At 41.0% G+C, this 13,485-nt stretch carries 15 protein-coding genes; 11 read left to right on the top strand and 4 right to left on the bottom strand.

The window, feature by feature from the left end; translation table 11 throughout:
* Positions 1 to 91: 91 nt before the first annotated feature.
* Positions 92 to 982: an aldo/keto reductase gene (locus U3A58_RS15045; protein WP_323824693.1), complete on the bottom strand. Its 891-nt coding sequence runs from the start codon at positions 980 to 982 to the stop codon at positions 92 to 94.
* 133 nt (positions 983 to 1,115) lie between these two features.
* On the opposite strand from U3A58_RS15045, the gene pfkA reads away from it, so the two are divergent.
* Together pfkA and U3A58_RS15035 are read left to right on the top strand one after the other, a co-directional pair.
* On the top strand, positions 1,116 to 2,090 hold the full coding sequence (gene pfkA, locus U3A58_RS15040) for a 6-phosphofructokinase (protein ID WP_323824691.1): 975 nt from the start codon (positions 1,116 to 1,118) through the stop codon (positions 2,088 to 2,090).
* Position 2,091: 1 nt separating this feature from the next.
* The gene (locus U3A58_RS15035; RefSeq protein ID WP_323824689.1) at positions 2,092 to 2,427 is read left to right on the top strand and encodes a glycosyltransferase family protein; all 336 of its coding nucleotides are present in this window, start codon (positions 2,092 to 2,094) and stop codon (positions 2,425 to 2,427) included.
* Here U3A58_RS15035 and miaA read toward each other — a convergent pair.
* Positions 2,415 to 3,305 carry a tRNA (adenosine(37)-N6)-dimethylallyltransferase MiaA gene (miaA, locus tag U3A58_RS15030; protein ID WP_323824687.1) on the bottom strand — a complete coding sequence of 297 codons (891 nt, stop codon included), beginning with the start codon at positions 3,303 to 3,305 and terminating at the stop codon, positions 2,415 to 2,417. The genes U3A58_RS15035 and miaA overlap by 13 nt on opposite strands.
* Positions 3,306 to 3,369: 64 nt before the next feature.
* Between miaA and U3A58_RS15025 the strand changes: the two genes are divergently transcribed.
* The 5 genes from U3A58_RS15025 to U3A58_RS15005 are packed head-to-tail and all read left to right on the top strand — an operon-like array spanning position 3,370 to position 7,108.
* Positions 3,370 to 4,113: a response regulator gene (locus tag U3A58_RS15025; protein ID WP_323824685.1), complete on the top strand. Its 744-nt coding sequence runs from the start codon at positions 3,370 to 3,372 to the stop codon at positions 4,111 to 4,113.
* Positions 4,110 to 4,487 (top strand): response regulator, encoded by a 378-nt coding sequence (locus U3A58_RS15020; RefSeq protein WP_323824683.1) that lies wholly within the window; start codon positions 4,110 to 4,112, stop codon positions 4,485 to 4,487. The genes U3A58_RS15025 and U3A58_RS15020 overlap by 4 nt, the downstream gene beginning before the upstream one ends.
* Before the next feature lies 1 nt (position 4,488).
* Entirely contained in the window at positions 4,489 to 4,767 is a 279-nt protein-coding gene (locus tag U3A58_RS15015; protein WP_323824681.1) for a hypothetical protein, read from the top strand.
* Entirely contained in the window at positions 4,764 to 5,528 is a 765-nt protein-coding gene (locus U3A58_RS15010) for an MBL fold metallo-hydrolase (protein ID WP_323824679.1), read from the top strand. Before U3A58_RS15015 ends, U3A58_RS15010 begins: the two co-directional genes overlap by 4 nt.
* Positions 5,528 to 7,108, top strand: a complete 1,581-nt coding sequence (locus U3A58_RS15005) for an NFACT RNA binding domain-containing protein (protein WP_323824677.1) — start codon at positions 5,528 to 5,530, stop codon at positions 7,106 to 7,108. The genes U3A58_RS15010 and U3A58_RS15005 overlap by 1 nt, the downstream gene beginning before the upstream one ends.
* A 233-nt stretch (positions 7,109 to 7,341) precedes the next feature.
* On the opposite strand, the gene pyk is transcribed toward U3A58_RS15005, so the two are convergent.
* Both pyk and U3A58_RS14995 read right to left on the bottom strand, forming a co-directional pair.
* On the bottom strand, positions 7,342 to 8,766 hold the full coding sequence (pyk, locus tag U3A58_RS15000) for a pyruvate kinase (protein ID WP_323824675.1): 1,425 nt from the start codon (positions 8,764 to 8,766) through the stop codon (positions 7,342 to 7,344).
* Between the two features lie 7 nt (positions 8,767 to 8,773).
* Positions 8,774 to 9,202, bottom strand: coding sequence for an IPExxxVDY family protein (locus U3A58_RS14995; protein WP_323824673.1), 429 nt, complete (start codon positions 9,200 to 9,202; stop codon positions 8,774 to 8,776).
* Positions 9,203 to 9,354: 152 nt separating this feature from the next.
* On the opposite strand from U3A58_RS14995, the gene U3A58_RS14990 reads away from it, so the two are divergent.
* From U3A58_RS14990 to nadE, 4 genes are read left to right on the top strand one after another with little or no spacing between them, the layout of a single operon-like run.
* Positions 9,355 to 9,591, top strand: coding sequence for an acyl carrier protein (locus U3A58_RS14990; RefSeq protein ID WP_057940051.1), 237 nt, complete (start codon positions 9,355 to 9,357; stop codon positions 9,589 to 9,591).
* Positions 9,592 to 9,610: 19 nt separating this feature from the next.
* Complete coding sequence (gene fabF / locus U3A58_RS14985) at positions 9,611 to 10,861, top strand: beta-ketoacyl-ACP synthase II (protein WP_323824671.1); 1,251 nt, start codon at positions 9,611 to 9,613, stop codon at positions 10,859 to 10,861.
* An 8-nt stretch (positions 10,862 to 10,869) separates the two neighbouring features.
* Complete coding sequence (gene rnc / locus U3A58_RS14980; protein WP_323824669.1) at positions 10,870 to 11,610, top strand: ribonuclease III; 741 nt, start codon at positions 10,870 to 10,872, stop codon at positions 11,608 to 11,610.
* Positions 11,611 to 11,641: 31 nt separating this feature from the next.
* Positions 11,642 to 13,480, top strand: coding sequence for an NAD(+) synthase (gene nadE, locus U3A58_RS14975; protein ID WP_323824667.1), 1,839 nt, complete (start codon positions 11,642 to 11,644; stop codon positions 13,478 to 13,480).
* Positions 13,481 to 13,485 lie beyond the last annotated feature (5 nt).

The raw sequence follows: 13,485 nt of genomic DNA, 5'->3' as shown, positions 1-13,485 counted from the left end.
AGTCATGCTCGATTTCATATTTGAGTGTTTTGAACAGTTAAAATAAACACTTCCAAAATAGCCTATTTGTCGAGTCTAGACAACGGGAATTTTATCTATGCTGCGTGTAACGGTTCAGCGGTATTTTAGCCGAGATTTGCCTGATCAGCTCATCCGAAATCATTTTCTGCTGCTGATAAGCGAAAATCAATTTTTCTACCTGCTCCACCGAACTTGCACCGATCACAAGAGATCCTACCGCCGGCTGGATCAATCCAAAGCGAATCAAAAAAGCCTCGGGAAGCAAACCTGAATCTGCGATCAACTCACGATTTTCTTTCACTTCAGCTGCAGAATAGTCCAAAAAATCATCCGCAGACTTATCGATCAAAAGACCTTTTGCGAGAGCACCACGAACTAACACCCTGGCGTTAGATTCAGCAATCAATGGAAATGCTGATTCCTCAGGCCTTCGATCCAAAGGACTGTATTGCATCATAATAGTAGCTGGATTGCTCATTTCCAGCACCTTTCGGATCACATTAGGACGAATAGAAGAAATACCAAAAGCCCGGATTTTCCCTTGACTTTTTAATAGCTCAAAAGCTTCAAGTGTTTCCTCCCATGGATCTTCCAGTGTGCCACCGTGCAATTGATAGAGATCGATATAATCTGTCTTCAAGCTTTGCAGACTTTTCTCTACAGCTTTCAAGATATAGGCTTTCCGCGGATTCCAATCCCAGCCATTTCCATCTGCCCGCAATTGGTTTCCAACTTTTGTGGCAAGGGTGATTTCTTTTCTCCTATCTCGAATAGCCGACCCTACAATTTCTTCATTCAGTCCTTTTTGGTATAAATCCGCTGTATCCAAAAAATCAATACCTCCAGCAATAGCCGTATCAATGACCATTTTATCTTCTTTGAGACTGCCTTTCAGCGACATACAACCCAGAGCAATCGGGCTTATTTCAAATTCCAGAGCAGGTAATTTTCTTTTTTCCATGCCAGCAAATTCAGATTTTTAGTGCTGGAATTCAAGCTCTTTTCCAAATCAGGATTTCTTAAAAGTTTAATAATTTAAGAAACTGAAAGCATTCTTTCTTTAATCCCTATTTTTGGGCTTTAAACCTATGAGCATGAAAAAAATAGCAGTTTTTACTTCTGGAGGAGATAGTCCTGGCATGAACGCCTGTGTGAGAGCGGTCGTTCGTACAGCTATTTTCAAAGGATTAGAAGTATATGGAATTTATCGTGGATACGAAGGGATGATTGATGGAGAAATCAAGCGTATGCAATCTCACTCAGTTAGTAATATAGTACAGCGTGGCGGCACCGTGCTTAAGTCTGCCAGATCTATGGCATTCAAAACTCCAGAAGGTAGAAAGCAAGCTTATGACAATCTCACTGCCCATGGTATCGAAGGTCTCATAGCTATAGGTGGAGACGGTACCTTCACCGGAGCCAAGGTTTTTTTTGAAGAATATGGTATCCCTACCATCGGCTGCCCCGGAACTATCGACAACGATTTGTATGGCACTGATTACACGATCGGTTTTGATACAGCTGTAAATACAGCGCTGGAAGCAATCGACAAAATCCGTGACACAGCAGCAGCTCATGACAGAATTTTCTTTATTGAGGTAATGGGTAGAGATGCAGGATTTATCGCAGTAGAATCAGGAATTGGTGGAGGTGCTGAATTCGTGATGGTACCTGAGACCAAAACTAACTTAGATAATGTGGTGAATTCCTTGAAGAACCTTAGAAAAAGCAAATCTTCAAGCATTATCGTAGTAGCCGAAGGTGACGATGCCGGGAATGCGCAGACTATCATGGAAAAGGTAAAAACCAAATTGAACGATCCATCAAAAGACTTTAAAGTCACGACACTTGGTCATATACAGCGTGGAGGCAGTCCTACTGCCCGGGATAGAGTCTTAGCTAGTAGATGTGGAATGGCAGCAGTAGAGGGACTACTTGCAGGTCTTCAGTTTCATATGGCTGGGGTGGTCAATCAAGAAGTGGTATTCACTACATTCGCAGATTGTATCGGTAAGACAAAGCCTCTGATCGAAGACCATCTTAAATTAATGAAAATCTTGAGTATATAAAATGGGGTTCATACCGCTATTCATCATGCTGGGAGGCGGAAGCCTCCTGTTTTTCCTTATTGTGAAAAATTCCTTGCAGCGTAAACTCAATCAGCAGAAAGAGTTGCTATTTAAATTGAATTCCTTGAACCCAGCTTTAGGTATTTTGGTGGAAGATGCATCAGATCCGGATTTACTTATAGCTGTGCTGAAAGAAAAGCAGACAGACATAGGTACTACTCAAAAAGCATTGAAAATCATTCGGGATCTAAAAGTCAACCGTATCCAATACAATGCGCTTCTAAAAAAAGCACCTTACAATTGGGTGGGTAAAATCGCCCGTTTTCAGGCAATCTGATCTTGTAAGTAAGCCAGAATTTCACTCTGCGCTTCCGGTGAAAACCATCTGATGGATTCATCCTTCTTGAACCAAGTCATCTGTCGCTTGGCATAGCGTCTGGAATTTCTCTTGAGTAGGCGGATAGCTTCTTCCTTATCGTATTTACCTTCCAAAAAGCCAAAAATCTCAGAATAACCTACTGTCTGTAGCGCATTCAGATTTCTTTTACTGAAAAGGGCCTCTGCCTCCACAAACAATCCTGCTGCTAGCATCTGATCCATTCTCAGATCTATGCGCCCATAAAGTTCCTCCCTGTCCCTTTCCAAACCGATTTTGATCACTACAAAGGGCCGCTCCTTCTTTGATTTCACACGAAAGGAGCTGAATTTCTGTCCCGTTGCTTTCCATATTTCCAAGGCCCGCATCAATCGCTGAGGATTTTTCTGATCCACTATATCGAAATATTCCGGATCGTTTTTGGCTATTTCATCTTGTAAAAAACTCAGGCCATTCTCCTCGTATTGCTTAATTATACCGGCACGGATTTCGGGTGCGACCTCTGGCATTTCATCCAGTCCATTCACAATAGCATCGGCATACAAACCAGATCCGCCAGTCATGAGTACCACCTGATGCTTTTGAAATAAGGTATCAAGCAAGGCCAAAGCTTCTCGTTCGAATTGGCGGACATCATAGTCCACTTCTATAGACAGACTATTTATAAAATGGTGCTGAACCTGCTCCAATTCATCAGAAATGGGTTTTGCGGTACCTAGATTCATCTCACGATAAAACTGTCTGCTGTCGCAGGATACAATTTCAGTCTTGAATTTTTTGGCTAGATTGAGACATAAATCGGTCTTGCCGACTGCTGTGGGTCCCACCACCAGGATCAAGTAGGTTTGATTTGGCAAAATGAATTATCGGTAAAACTGAAAGTCAAAAATCCAAAGTATTGTCATGAAAAGCAAAAAGGTATTGATTGTTGATCACAATGACTTAAATCGACGGTTAATGGAAAACTTGATTGGTCAGCTTTACCGCGTTGAATCAGTTAATAATGGGGTGGAGGCTGTGGAAAGAGCTTCCAATGAAAAGTTTGATCTGATCCTCATGGCTATTCAACTTCCCATTATGGATGGTATTACTACTGCAAAAACAATCTGGCGACAATCAACCTATCAGTGCCCAATCATTGCTATTTCTACTTATTCAGCTGATTCTACTAACAAGTGTTTTTTGGAAGTAGGCTTTGTTGATTTGATCACCAAACCTGTTCGACCCAAGGAGTTTATAGAAACAATCGTCGCTTTACTAAAGTCCACTGATGGAGAAGCTCAAGGCACTAAAGATGAAAGGGTGATTTTAGACAAAAGCGTATTTCAGCAACTAGGCAATTATAATTCCTTAAAGACCCTGAGGTCTTTGTATAATGATTTTCTGGAAGAATTTGATCAATTGATACGCCAGCTAGACACTGCATTTAAGGAGAAAAATAGGCAATCTCTACTCGAAAACCTTCATACTATGAAAGGCAATTCTGGCACTTTTGGTGCGAATATTATTTTTAAAGTAGCCAGTGAAGCTGATAAGCTTGCGCGATCACAGCAATGGGAATCTTTGGGAATAGCACTAAAAAAACTAAAAAATGAGCGTATTATATTTAAGAAATATCTCGAAGAAGAAACTACTTTTGACTTATGAATAACCCAAAAAAAATCCTTGTCGGGGAAGACAGTTCAGTTATCATCAACTTGACTAAAAGTATCCTTGCATTTGAAAATTATCAAATGAAGGCCGCTAAAAATGGCAAACAAGTGTTGGAGATGCTGGAAAAAGAGGATTTTGACCTTATTCTCATGGATCTTAATATGCCAGTACTGGATGGAACCAGCTGTACCAAAATGATTCGAAACCTAGAGGATACCACCAAATCTAAGCTTCCGATCATTGCAATCACTGGAAATATGAACAACTACACTATGGATGAATTCAGGAGGCTGGGATTTGATGATTTCATACAAAAACCGTTGGATTACGATAAGTTACTTGCGACTGTAAAGAAACTCCTGAATTGAAATGGCCATCAAATACACCAAGCATTTTTTGGATAAACTCGAAAACCTTTTTGCTTCATCAGACTATCTGCTGCGCTACGAAAAGGGTAATTTCAAATCCGGCTACTGTGTATTGAATGATTCTAAAATCGTAATTGTCAATAAATATTTCCCGCTTGAAGGAAAAATCAACGCACTCATCGATATTCTGATTGAGTTGAATCTAGATCCGGCAGATTTCAAAGACAAAACTAATCATGACTTCCTCACCGACTTGAGGCAAACCCAATTGAAATTTTGAAAGTAACTTTTCTAGGAACCGGCACTTCACAAGGTGTCCCCGTGATCGGATGTACTTGTCCAGTATGCAATTCATTGGATTTCCGGGACAAGCGATTCAGAACCTCTATTCATATTCAAATTGGCGGATTGAGTATCGTAATTGACACTGGACCTGACTTCAGAAGTCAGATTCTCAGAGCAGGAATCACCGAACTCGATGCGGTGATTTACACCCATGAGCACAAGGATCACACAGCCGGTCTAGATGACATTAGACCTTTTAACTTTATGCAGCAAAAAGACATGCCTATATTTGGAAGGCCTCAAGTGCTGGAGCAAATCAAACGTGAATTCTCCTATATTTTCGCAAGGAATAGGTATCCAGGCATTCCGCAGGTAGAGACAATTGAAATTCATGAAAACCCTTTTACAATAGAAGGAATCACCATCATCCCTATTCCGGTTTTGCATTACATGCTTCCCGTTTTGGGTTTCCGAATTGGAGATTTCACCTACATTACTGACGCCAGCCATATTCCTGATGAATCGCTACAATTAATCGAAGGCACCAAAATCTTGGTTCTCAATGCACTTCAAAAAGAGTCGCATATATCACACTTCACCTTGGGCGAGGCAGTAGAAATGGCAAGTAAAATCGGTGCGAAAGAAACCTATTTCACACACATCTCCCACAAACTCGGCCTTCATAATGCCATTGACCAAGAACTACCTGAAGGAATAGCTTTGGCCTATGATGGGCTTCAGCTAACTTTGGACTAATGCATCTCAACTATCATTTCCTGAAGTACCTCTGCCCCGAATTGGAGAAAGCATTTAAGGGCAAAAAAATCACCTCCTGTTTTTCCCAAAACAAGGACGAGCTGATCCTAGAAACTGAAGATAAAATAGAGGCACGATTTATCCGTGCGCATTTTCTACCACCTCAGATTTACCTTTCTTTTCCGGACAATTTCCAACGGGCTAAACGAAACAGCGTCAACTTATTCCATGAACTCCTAGGTGATGAAATCATTTCCTGCCATGCGCTGAGTTATGAGCGTGCTTTTTATTTCCTATTGGATTCAGGAAAAAAGATCGTTTTTAAACTTCATGCAAACAGAAGCAATGTGCTATTGTATGAAAAAGGAGGCACAACACCGATTAAATTGTTTCGAAATGGGGTCATTGAAGACCGGGATTTAGACTGGAATTCGCTGAGCAAAAATTATGATTTAAGTTGGGAAAGCTTCGGAGAACTGGCAGGAAACGCTTCTCAATTTCTTCCCACCTTAGGTGCTATCCCAAGAAACTGGCTAAAAGAAAGAGGCTATCCGGAAGCAGATCTGCATTCCAAATGGCATCTCATGCAGGAACTTTTGGACATGCTGGACACGCCGCTATTTTCTTTGGTTGAAAAGAATGGAGAAATTCACCTGAGTCTTTTGCCGGAGGAAAATCCTGTCAAAAGCTTCTCCAATCCTATCCATGCTGTGAATGAGCTATTTTACTTAGCGCTGGTTCGGGGAAATTTTGAAAAGGATAAAAACAATCTGCTCAAAAAATACCAAGAGCAACTCAAGCGAACCAAGTCCTATATTCAAAAATCAACGCAAAAACTGGAAGAATTGCGTAATTCCCCAGCGCCTTCTCAGCTGGCAGATGTGATTATGGCGAATTTGCATGTATTCCAAAATGGGAAATTAGAAGCTGAGTTAATGGATTTTTATTCTGGAGAAAATATCAAAGTCAAACTAAAGCCAAATCAAAAGCCACAGGATCATGCAGCTTCTCTTTACAGAAAAAGTAAGAATAGAAAGCTGGAGTGGGAGCAATTGGATAAAACGATACAGGCAAAAATCAATCACGCTTCCATACTAGAGTCAAAAATAGAAGAATTGAATGTAATTGAGGATTTCAGAGCATTAAAAAACTATAAGAAATCTCATGGTGAAGATAAAGCCTTGCAAAAAGATGAGGTGATTTTACCCTTCAAAAGTTTTGAATTCGAGGGATTTCCGATTTGGGTGGGCAAGTCAGCGCAGGCAAACGATGATATGCTTCGCGGCTACACTAAGAAAGATGATATCTGGCTTCACGCACGCATGGTTCCGGGTTCACATGTACTCATTAAGACTTCTGGCCTCAAAGGTGTCCCTATGACTGTACTGGAGACCGCCGCATCTCTGGCCGCTTTTTACTCCAAGAATAAAAATGAATCGCTTGCACCGGTGATCCATACGGAAGCTAAATATGTGCGAAAAGTGAAAGGTTCTCCAGCCGGGTCTGTAATGGTAGAAAAAGAAAAAGTGCTGATGGTAAGTCCCAAGGGACCAGAGGAGATTTTCGGAAAGGGTGATTGAGGAAAAGAATTCCCGAGGCAAAACAGCCTCAAGAAGAGGAGGCATAGCCTTTAGCAGTGCATAAAACTTCTGCACACTCCAAGACGAAAATGAAAGCAAAAAAAGAGGCTGTCTCATAAGTAGGGACAGCCTCTAATTTGTACGGGTAGGTATCTGAGATAAATTCCAAATACTCAAATCTCAGCTTGTTGATTTAAGTTTTGAGACAGCCTCTTTTTTTTATCAGTAGAACCTTATTCTACGATATGAACTTTTAGCATATTCGTTCTGCCATTTGACTTCAATGGCATACTACCGGTATTGACTATAATATCACCAGTACCTACATGTCCATCTCCTTTCAGGGTATTCTCAATATCAGTAAAGGTAGCGTCAGTTGACACTTGATTTTCGTAGAAATATGCCCGAACACCCCAAACCAAGCTCATTTGAGTAATCAATGGTTTGTTTCTGGTAAACACAAAAATATTTGCAGAAGGTCGGTGTGAAGCAATTCTAAATCCTGTAAACCCTGAGGAAGTAATGCCTACGATTGCTTTTGCTCTTACATTTCTAGAAAGTCTGGAAGCCATCAAGATCAGATTGTTACTCAAGAACGTATCGTCATCTTCCGGGATTTTGTAGAGGTTATGATAGATATCCGCATTGTCCTCCAAGTAGCTGATGATGCTGCTCATAGCTTTCACCGCATTGACAGGGTATTTTCCAGAAGCTGTTTCAGCTGAAAGCATTACGGCATCCGCGCCATCTAGCACAGCGTTAGCCACGTCATTTGTCTCTGCACGAGTAGGACGAGGATTTACGATCATACTCTCCATCATCTGGGTAGCGATAATGACAGGTTTGCAAGCAAGCTTACATTTCTCCACAATTCTTTTCTGCCAAAGTGGGACGATTTCCATTGGAACTTCCACCCCCAAGTCACCACGAGCAACCATAATTGCGTCAGTCTCCTCTATGATAGCATCTATGTTATCAAGTGCTTCAGGCTTTTCAATTTTCGCCACGATCTTGCAGACCTTGCCTTTCGCCTCAATTCTTTGTCTCAGGTCAATGATATCCTCAGCTGATCTTACAAATGATAGCGCGATCCAATCTACTTCCTGCTCCAAGCCGAAAGCCAAATCTTCTATATCTTTCTCAGTAAGAGAAGGTGCACTTACTTTGGTATTAGGAAGGTTGATACCTTTTCTAGATTTGAGAATACCACCGTGGATTACAGTACAATTGACATTTTTGCCATCAGTATCAATCACCAAAACTTCAAGATTACCATCATCAATTAAGATCCGGTCTCCTGTCGCTACATCGTTCGGAAGATTTTGGTACACAGTACTTACCAGACTACTGGACCCTACTACAGGATCGTTAGTAATGGTTATTTTCTCACCAGGCTTAATCTCCACACCATTGTTTTCTACCTCACCAACCCGGATTTTAGGCCCCTGAAGATCTTGAAGAATACCTAGGTTAAGGTTTTCATCCTTATTTAGCTGTCTGATTATTTTCGCAACTTCAGCGTGGATAGCGTGTGTACCGTGTGAAAAGTTCAATCGAAATACATTTGCTCCAGCAGCTGCCAAGCTCTTGATAGTTTCGTAGTTATTTGAAGCAGGGCCTATAGTTGCTAGAATCTTTGTCTTATTGAATTGGCTCATTAGGGGATTAATAAGTTAATAGGTTTTCTTTTGATTTAAGTTTGCTGACGTCCAGCTTCATCACATTTTGTATGTAACGATTTTTTGCCAGCTGATTTGCAAATGTATTAATACTTATTTGAAAGGTCTCGTCTTGCACCAAAAGGAAATAATCCATTGATTTCAATTCCGGTATCAAATAAGACACTTGATTTGTCGAGTTTAAGGCTTTATTTCGTAAAAGTTGAACAAATCCATGAGGTAAAGAAAGGAAATATTGTGAAATTTTTAGGCTTGGAAGGGTCAAAAATTCCAACAAAAGATCATCCGATTTGATCATGTCCAGATCCAATTCCCTATTGATCAACCAGGCCATTTTATAGTCCCTTACAGGCGATACAAGCCCCAAGAGCTCGAAATCATACGTATGTTCAATCAGTAATTTGGCCTTCTTCATGCAGGTAAAAAATGAATCAAAACAAAGTTAGAAAATATAACCCAACTTCTAGGGAGAACAATTTGCATAAAAATTTACTTGGTTCTTTTCTTTGTCAATTAGGCATTAAATATATTTCTTTGCGAAGTGTTAATAACTAAACTGATCACAAAATGTCTGAAATTGCACAAAAAGTAAAAGCCATCATCGTTGACAAACTTGGCGTAGAAGAGTCTGAAGTAACTTTGGAGGCGAGCTTTACCAACGACCTTGGTGCTGATTCTCTTGATACTGTAGAATTGATAATGGAATTCGAAAAGGAATTCAACATCTCTATTCCAGATGATCAGGCTGAGCAAATCGGTACTGTTGGACAAGCAGTTACCTACTTGGAAGCTAACGTAAAATAATAATTCCTAAATTCATTCTATGAATTTAAAAAGAGTTGTTGTAACAGGTATAGGTGCCCTCACACCAATAGGCAATACCGCAGAGGAATTCTGGCACGGTCTGTCTAATGGTGTGAGCGGTGCTGCGCCGATTACCAAATTCGATGCATCACTTTTCAAGACCCAATTTGCATGCGAGGTCAAAAACCTAGATGTAGAGCAATTTCTTGATAGAAAAGAAGCTCGGAAAATGGATCCTTTCTCTCAGTTTGCCATGATTTCTGCAGAAGAAGCCATGGTAGATTCTGGATTGGATCTGGAAAAAATTGATAAATCAAGAGCCGGAGTAATCTGGGGATCAGGAATCGGAGGGTTAAGAACCTTCCAAGATGAAGTAACGGCATTCTCCACCGGAGATGGAATCCCTCGCTTCAATCCCTTCTTCATCCCCAAGATGATCGCTGATATCAGCGCCGGATTTCTATCTATTAAATATGGTTTTCGCGGTCCAAACTTTGTGACAGTTTCTGCTTGCGCTTCAGGCACCAACGCCCTCATTGATGCATTTACTTACATCAGAATGGGTAAGGCTGATATTTTTATCAGCGGTGGTTCAGAAGCAGCGATTACTGAAGCGGGTGTTGGTGGATTCAATGCTATGAAAGCCCTTTCCCAACGTAATGAATCTCCTGATACTGCCTCAAGGCCGTTTGACAAAGACCGGGATGGATTCGTATTAGGAGAAGGAGCAGGAGCATTGATTCTAGAAGAATACGAGCACGCAAAAGCACGTGGTGCTAAAATCTATGCAGAACTTGTAGGTGGCGGAATGACCGCTGATGCGTATCATATCACTGCTCCACACCCAGATGGATTAGGAGCTAGTAGTGTTATGAAAATTGCTTTGGAAGATGCGGGCTTGAAGCCTGAAGACATAGATTATATCAATGTTCATGGCACTTCTACGCCACTTGGTGATGTAGGTGAAATTAAAGCTATCCAACAAGTCTTTGGTGAGCACGCTTACAAGCTAAACATCAGTAGTACTAAGTCTATGACTGGGCACTTGCTGGGGGCAGCTGGGGCTATTGAAGCCATCGCATGTATCTTTGCAATGAACAAAGGAATTGTTCCTCCTACGATCAATCATTTCGAGGATGATGAAGCATTTGATCCAAGGCTGAATTTGACCTTCAACAAAGCGCAGGAGAGAGAGATGAATTATGCTTTGAGTAATACGTTTGGATTTGGTGGACATAATTGTTCAGTAATTTTCAAAAAATATAATTAATCTGAATTTTGAAATTATTTCAAAGGTTCGGATTTCACAATCTCTTCTTTAGCAAAAAAGACAAAAGGCTTGCTACCTCCATCAGATTGATGACGGGGAGCAAGCCTTTTAATTTATCACTTTATAAGCTTGCGCTCACTCCTTCAAGTCTTGGACAGGAGACGTCCCTAGGCTTTAGACTTTCAAACGAGCGGCTGGAATTTCTTGGAGACGCAATTTTGGGAGCAGTCATCGCCGAATTCCTTTTCCAAAAATTCCCCTACCGAGACGAAGGATTTCTCACCGAAACCAGATCTAAACTCGTAAATAGGGAAACCCTCAACGATACCGGGATTAAAATCGGCTTGCGAAATGCATTGGAGATGGAGATCGGAGAGCGGAGTTTTACGGGTAATAAATCGCTCTACGGAGATATGCTGGAAGCTTTTCTTGGAGCCATTTACCTGGACAAGGGCTACTATTTCACCAAGAAATTTATCACTCAAAGAATCCTCCTGCACTTGGATGTAGAAAGTATGATCGCCACCACTACCAATTACAAAAGTAAGATCATCGAGTGGTCTCAAAAGGAAGGAAAACAAGTGGAATTTGTAGTGCTCACCGTCAGTGGGAACCAACGATTTAAAGAGTTTAGGGTCGCTTTACAGATAGAAGGAGAAGAAGTAGCTCAAGGAAAAGGAAGTACCAAAAAGAAAGCAGAGCAAGAAGCTTCCAAAAATGCTTGCGATACACTAATGATTGCCACTTAGCTAAGTAATTTTAGGATCAACTAATTCATCTATGTCTTCAATAAAAATCGCGGGAGCTACCGTCAATCAAACACCGCTAGACTGGTCAGGCAATCTGAATAGGATCATTCTGGCAATTGAAGAAGCGAAAAGACAAGAAGTAGAAATGCTGTGCTTGCCTGAATTGGCTATCACAGGTTATGGATCTGAAGATTTATTTTTAAGCTATTGGTATCCCAAAAAAGCGCTGGCTCAGTTGGCACTTCTACTCCCCCACTGCTATGGCATCACAGTCGCTGTTGGGCTTCCAGTCAGAATTCAAGATAAAGTTTATAATTGTATAGCAGTCATTGAAAATGCTGAAGTCAAAGGCTTTGTACCTAAGCAATTCATGGCCATCGATGGCGTTCATTATGAATTCCGCTGGTTCACCCCCTGGAAGGCCAATGAAGTTGTGGAAATAGAATTTCAAGATCAATTGATTCCTTTTGGAGATCTGACTTTTCATCACAAAGAGATTCACTATGGTTTCGAAATCTGTGAGGATGCCTGGAGAGGTGAGCTCAGACCAGGATATAGACTATGCGATCGCAAGGTAGATTTGATCTTCAATCCCAGCGCCAGTCACTTTGCCATGGGCAAATCCCAGCTTAGAAAAGAATTAGTGGAAGAAAGTTCTGCTACTTTCGACTGCTATTATTGCTATGCAAATTTGCTGGGTAATGAAGCCGGAAGGATGATTTTCGATGGAGAAATCATGCTAGCCAAATCCGGAGAATTACTCTCAAGGAATAAACTTCTTTCATTTAAAGAGTTTCAGGTTAATTGCTTTTATCTGGAGCCAAAAGCTCAAGTTATCGCTCCGATTATAAATAAAAATGAGGAATTTGTCCAAGCATCGGCTTTAGCACTTTTTGATTATATGAGAAAAAGCCGCAGCACTGGATTTGTGCTTTCTCTATCAGGTGGAGCTGACTCTTCTTCAATTGCTATCTTAGTTGCTGAGATGGTGAAGCGAGGAATAAATGAATTGAGTTTGGAGAAATTCTGTCTAAAAGCCGGAATATCTCCTATTCCAAAATCTGATGATCCTGAAAAGGAGCTGATGAAACAAATCCTAACCACAGCTTACCAGGGAACCAAAAACTCCTCCCATGACACCTTTTCTTCCGCTGAAACACTAGCCGAAGGTATAGGAGCCACATTTTATCATTGGGAAATAGATGAGGAAGTGACATCCTATACTTCCAAAATAGAAAAAGCCATAGGACGGAAATTGACCTGGGAGCAGGACGATATCACACTTCAAAATATCCAAGCCAGATCACGCTCTCCTATAATCTGGATGCTGGCGAATATTAATAATGCTTTGTTGCTTTCCACTTCCAACCGAAGCGAAGGGGATGTGGGCTACGCTACCATGGACGGTGATACTTCTGGAAGTATTTCGCCCATAGCAGGTGTGGATAAATATTTTCTCCTGAGCTGGCTGAGCTGGGCAGAGAAGAATCTTGATCGTCCAAGCCTGGCGAAAGTGAACTCACTGCAGCCCACAGCCGAACTTCGTCCGTTGGAAAGCACCCAAACAGACGAAAAAGATTTGATGCCTTACACAGTAATCGTAGAAATTGAAAAACTTGCCATTCGTGACAGACGTTCGCCAATGGATATTTATCTTATACTTTCCGAAGAACTGGACTTGGAACCTGCCACTTTGAAAGGCTATATCAAAAAATTCTTCCAACTTTGGTCACGCAATCAATGGAAAAGAGAAAGACTTGCACCTTCCTTTCACTTAGATGAATTTAACGTGGACCCAAAAACATGGTATAGATTCCCAATTTTGTCAGGAGGATTTACCGAAGAACTTGCACAACTAGATCAACTATAAAACAT

The sequence above is a fragment of the Algoriphagus persicinus genome (genome assembly GCF_035156415.1).
In the GTDB taxonomy this organism is placed as follows: Bacteria; Bacteroidota; Bacteroidia; order Cytophagales; family Cyclobacteriaceae; genus Algoriphagus; species Algoriphagus persicinus.
Note: the sequence above shows the minus strand (reverse complement) of the source record. Positions and strands in the feature narration are given on the sequence as shown.

Bases quoted from the DNA above. Each gene is read 5' to 3' on its own strand.
- U3A58_RS15025 (WP_323824685.1), top strand. From the start codon at position 3,370: ATGAAAAGCAAAAAGGTATTGATTGTTGATCACAATGACTTAAATCGA.
- fabF (WP_323824671.1), top strand. From the start codon at position 9,611: ATGAATTTAAAAAGAGTTGTTGTAACAGGTATAGGTGCCCTCACACCA.
- nadE (WP_323824667.1), top strand. From the start codon at position 11,642: ATGTCTTCAATAAAAATCGCGGGAGCTACCGTCAATCAAACACCGCTA.
- U3A58_RS15020 (WP_323824683.1), top strand. From the start codon at position 4,110: ATGAATAACCCAAAAAAAATCCTTGTCGGGGAAGACAGTTCAGTTATC.
- pyk (WP_323824675.1), bottom strand. From the start codon at position 8,766: ATGAGCCAATTCAATAAGACAAAGATTCTAGCAACTATAGGCCCTGCT.
- U3A58_RS15015 (WP_323824681.1), top strand. From the start codon at position 4,489: ATGGCCATCAAATACACCAAGCATTTTTTGGATAAACTCGAAAACCTT.
- U3A58_RS15005 (WP_323824677.1), top strand. From the start codon at position 5,528: ATGCATCTCAACTATCATTTCCTGAAGTACCTCTGCCCCGAATTGGAG.
- U3A58_RS15045 (WP_323824693.1), bottom strand. From the start codon at position 982: ATGGAAAAAAGAAAATTACCTGCTCTGGAATTTGAAATAAGCCCGATT.
- pfkA (WP_323824691.1), top strand. From the start codon at position 1,116: ATGAAAAAAATAGCAGTTTTTACTTCTGGAGGAGATAGTCCTGGCATG.
- U3A58_RS14990 (WP_057940051.1), top strand. From the start codon at position 9,355: ATGTCTGAAATTGCACAAAAAGTAAAAGCCATCATCGTTGACAAACTT.
- U3A58_RS14995 (WP_323824673.1), bottom strand. From the start codon at position 9,202: ATGAAGAAGGCCAAATTACTGATTGAACATACGTATGATTTCGAGCTC.
- U3A58_RS15035 (WP_323824689.1), top strand. From the start codon at position 2,092: ATGGGGTTCATACCGCTATTCATCATGCTGGGAGGCGGAAGCCTCCTG.